General features: G+C 25.3%; 4 protein-coding genes and 1 pseudogene. 2 read left to right on the forward strand and 3 right to left on the reverse strand.

Translation table 11 applies throughout. The features are described 5' to 3' along the window. Window positions 1-228 (forward strand): annotated as a pseudogene (locus Q5F54_RS11270) (hypothetical protein); the annotation flags it as partial. A gap of 46 nt (window positions 229-274) precedes the next feature. On the opposite strand, the gene Q5F54_RS11275 reads toward Q5F54_RS11270, so the two are convergent. From Q5F54_RS11275 to Q5F54_RS11285, 3 genes are read right to left on the reverse strand one after another with little or no spacing between them, the layout of a single operon-like run. Then, window positions 275-922: a hypothetical protein gene (locus Q5F54_RS11275; RefSeq protein WP_281537260.1), complete on the reverse strand. Its 648-nt coding sequence runs from the start codon at window positions 920-922 to the stop codon at window positions 275-277. Then, a complete protein-coding gene (locus tag Q5F54_RS11280) occupies window positions 919-2,256 on the reverse strand; it encodes a polysaccharide biosynthesis protein (RefSeq protein ID WP_071121295.1) in 1,338 nt (445 codons plus the stop codon). The genes Q5F54_RS11275 and Q5F54_RS11280 overlap by 4 nt, the downstream gene beginning before the upstream one ends. Window positions 2,257-2,306: 50 nt before the next feature. Then, window positions 2,307-3,101, reverse strand: a complete 795-nt coding sequence (locus Q5F54_RS11285) for a histidinol-phosphatase HisJ family protein (RefSeq protein WP_071121294.1) — start codon at window positions 3,099-3,101, stop codon at window positions 2,307-2,309. Between the two features lie 108 nt (window positions 3,102-3,209). Here Q5F54_RS11285 and Q5F54_RS11290 point away from each other — a divergent pair. Continuing rightward, window positions 3,210-4,202: PLP-dependent aminotransferase family protein (locus Q5F54_RS11290; RefSeq protein ID WP_302334446.1), on the forward strand; the 993-nt coding region annotated here is incomplete at its 3' end.

Genomic DNA, 4,202 nt, shown 5'->3' on the forward strand with positions numbered 1-4,202 from the left:
GAATGCTACTATGATTTCTGTATTCCAAATGGAATAGACTTAATACTTTGTTTAGAAGAAACAGTTAGTATTTTAGTAAGTGAACAAATGGTAGTATTAGCATCTCCAAATGCAGTAGATCCAAGGGTAGTAGATACTTTTGCTAAGGTTTGTGACTTTACAAATAATACAGGAAATAACGATAATGATAATAATGGAAAGAGAAAAGGATGCAATTGTATCAGATAAATATATAGATAAAAGAGGCTATTTTATATAGCCTCTTTTTGATTGATTATAACTTATATTTTATGCTATAGCAGTACTCAAAGATATCGCTTTTTATATTAGATGAAATATTTTTTTCATTTAGGGATATTTGATTGCTACGAAGCAATGGGGTACTTGTTATCCATTTTCTAGATATATTATTAAAAATTATAACATTATCACATATATTTCTAGATAAAATATCTATGGTTTTATATTGGAATATTATATTTGATAATTCATCTATATTTAATTTATATATAGATGAACTATCTTTAAAAACTTTATCAATTGTGTGTCTAAACATATTATAGTTTGAAATATTAAAATTTAGGTGTGAAATTTTATATAAATTATCATCTAAAGGATATTTTTCAACCACAAAAACATTAAAATAATCATTTAATATATAGAGCCTCATATCTTTAATATTTCTAACACTATTAAAGTACTTACGGATTATCTTTTTTTTCCATATACCTTCATTATTGAAAAAATGAATAACTCTACCAATACTATCAATAGCTAATATATGAATATTGTTATCCTTATCAATATTAGCTGAGTAAGCGTAAATATTGCTAGCTAATCTTTCTGCACTTTCGTTTATATTTTTTATATATAGGGAGTTTCTATCTGTATATATATAAAAAGGCTTAATATTAGTATTCATTTTAACCTCCTAATATTTGGGAATTTAAAAGCTCTATAAAGCACTATAGTATGTAATAAAGATGCTAATATTGCTGTTAAAGTTGTAGAATAGATGTATCCATTTATATTTATACTTGGTATAGGAAGAAGTATATATAAGCAAGCTAATTGAATTAGCATAGTAGATATTGTAATTAAGCTAGCTTGAACTTCCTTTCTAAGTGCATGAAGTATTCCAGATAAAGTTTGATTTAAAGAAGTAAATAAAGGTAATAAAAACATTGATTTTAAATATATACCAGCTGATTTATTCTTAAACACTAATAAACATAATTTATCTCCGAAGAAATAAAAAATAATTGAACATAATCCGCCAACAAACAAAGTTAACAATATGGCATAAGTAGTTTTTAACTTTATAGTTTTATAATTTTTTAAAGTAACTTCTTGTGAAATACTAGGAATTAGATTAACAACTAAAGCCGATCCTAGTGTAAATGGTAGATATATAAAAGGCATAACCATTCCACTTATTACTCCGTATATACTTAAAGATTTATAATAACTAAGTCCAGATAATGCTAATCTTGATGGCACTATCATAGAGCTGATAGAATTAATAAATATGTTTGACATACGATTACAAGTTATTGGAACTGACATTTTTAATGTTTCTATAGATGAGTTATAGAAATCTTTAATACTTATTGTATATCTATTAGATAGATTTGAATTTTTATATAAACAACAAGTTATAAAGAATATGTTAGCAACTTCACCTATTGATATTCCTAATAAAGCTATATAGCAATTCAAATAATCTTTCTTTATGCAATTAATGATGATATATACAAATAAGATTCTAACTAGTTGTTCTATAACTTGACCTATAGCAGGAACTGTAGCATCTTTTAAACCATAGTAATATCCTCTTAGTACATTAGAGATAGTTATTACTACTACAGCTGGACATATTCCTAAAACTAGTAAATACAAATTAATATCTTTTAAAAGCTTAATAGATAAATACTTAGCATTAAAAGAAATAATTAAAGAAATAATTAAAGCGATAAAGAAGGCTACATACAATGTTGATATAAATAACACATTTTTACTATGTTTATCTTTAGTAGCATTTTTGCTAGCTACAAGACAACTTAATGTAGTGGGGATACCGGTGGTAGTTAATGCAATAGACACCATTAGAAAGTTAAATAATACGTGATAAATACCCAACCCAGATTCACCAATTACTCTAGAAAGAAATATTTTATATATAAATCCAAGAATCCTGACTATAAAGTTAGATACAAATAATATAATGGTAGATAATATGAGATTAGGAACTCTCAATAAATCACCCCCTTATGTTTAAATATATTCATAAGGGGGTGAAAAAATAATTATATCTTTATAAATTGTGGATTCATTTTATCAAATGAGCATACATATTTAAATCCAATGCTTTGTAGATAAGAATAAATATAATCAAAATTATACGCTATTTGAGCAGGATTATGGGAATCAGAACCAGTAGTTATAATTTCACCACCTAGGTCTTTATACATATTTAATATATGTCTAGAAGGTGTTAAATCAGGTAAATTGTACCTATAACAAGACGTATTAACTTCTATTCCTTTACCATCATATATAGCTTGCTTTAATATTGCTTCGATTATATCATCAAATGGTTTATCATCGAGTACTTTACCATAGTTACCATATCGTTTTACTAAGTCTAAATGCCCTAATACAGAATAATTTTTATAAACCTTTATAATATCATATAATTCTTTATAATAATATTCATATGCTTCATGTTGAGTTTTATCTAAAAAGAAATTTCCAAAGTATAACTCTGAACGGTTTATAGCATGTTGAGAGCATATTACAAAATCAAAAGGATATTTATTTATATCATTATTACATTTATCAATTATTTGTTTTTGTAATCCTATCTCAATTCCTTTTTTTATAGAAATATTATCTTTATATTTATTTTGAAGAGACTGTATTTTATCGAAGTATTTATTATAATCTATTCCAAAGCTATCATCTGAATCAAGGTCGTAATCAACATGATCTGTAAAGCAAATTTCTTTAAGACCAAGATCTATAGATCTTTTTATCATATCTTCCATATCTGCCTTACTATCATTAGAAAAGTTAGAATGCATGTGGTAATCATAAAACATAAATATTTCCCCTTTTTATAGAAATTTTGGTATTATATATACATACTACATATTAACAAATATAAATATAACCATCAATAAATTAATGTATACGTAAGTGGTGATAAAGTGGAAAGATATAATATAAAGTTTAATGATAATACTAAAAAATACCTGCAAATATATAATCATATAAAAGATATGATATTAAAAAAAGAGCTTAAAGCTCATGAAAAACTACAGCCTAAAAGAAAATTATCTGAATTTATTGGAGTAAACAATACTACTGTAGTAAAGGCATATGAACTTTTAGAAAATGAAGGATATATATATAAGGTTATTGGTAGTGGAACATTTGTATCATCAAGAAATAAAAATGAGGATATTAAAATTGAAAAAGATGGAATAATACATTTTGATAATGGAAATCCTGCAACTGATATTTTTCCAATACAAGATTTTAAAAATGCTATAAATATAGCTTTAAATAAAGAAGATTCATCCATGTTTGAATATGAAGATGGTCTTGGATTTGAAAAACTAAGAGTCAAGATGGTAGAATATTTGAAGTCTAGCTCAATATATACAAATAAAGAAAATATACAAATAATATCAGGAGCACAGCAAGGTATTGATATAGTATGCAAAGGACTTATAAATTATTCTGATGTTGTGTTTATAGAAGAACCTACATATAATGGAGCGATACAAGTTTTTAAAAGTAGAGGTGCTAAAGTGGTATCTATTCCTATGCTAGATGATGGGATAGACATTGGTATACTTAAGTTAAAACTTGAAAAAATTAAACCTAGATTAATGTATATTATGCCCAATTTTCAAAACCCAACAGGAATATCGTATTCTACATATAAGAAGAAAAAATTGATAGAGTTAGCGCAAGAATATGATTTTTATATACTAGAAGATGATTTTATAAGTGATTTTAAATTTGAATCTAAAGATAATAGACCTCTTAGAAGTTATGATGATAAAAATAGAGTAATATATATAAAAAGTTTTTCTAAAATATTTATGCCAGGACTTAGGATGGGTATAGTTGAAATACCTAATGAATTATTAGAGGTTGTTTTAAGGGCAAAGCACTCATCGGATATATCTACT

Origin of the sequence: uncultured Romboutsia sp. (assembly GCF_958366745.1) — a bacterium.
Classification (GTDB): Bacteria; Bacillota; Clostridia; order Peptostreptococcales; family Peptostreptococcaceae; genus Romboutsia; species Romboutsia timonensis.

Bases quoted from the DNA above. Each gene is read 5' to 3' on its own strand.
- Q5F54_RS11285 (WP_071121294.1), bottom strand. From the start codon at position 3,101: ATGTTTTATGATTACCACATGCATTCTAACTTTTCTAATGATAGTAAG.
- Q5F54_RS11275 (WP_281537260.1), bottom strand. From the start codon at position 922: ATGAATACTAATATTAAGCCTTTTTATATATATACAGATAGAAACTCC.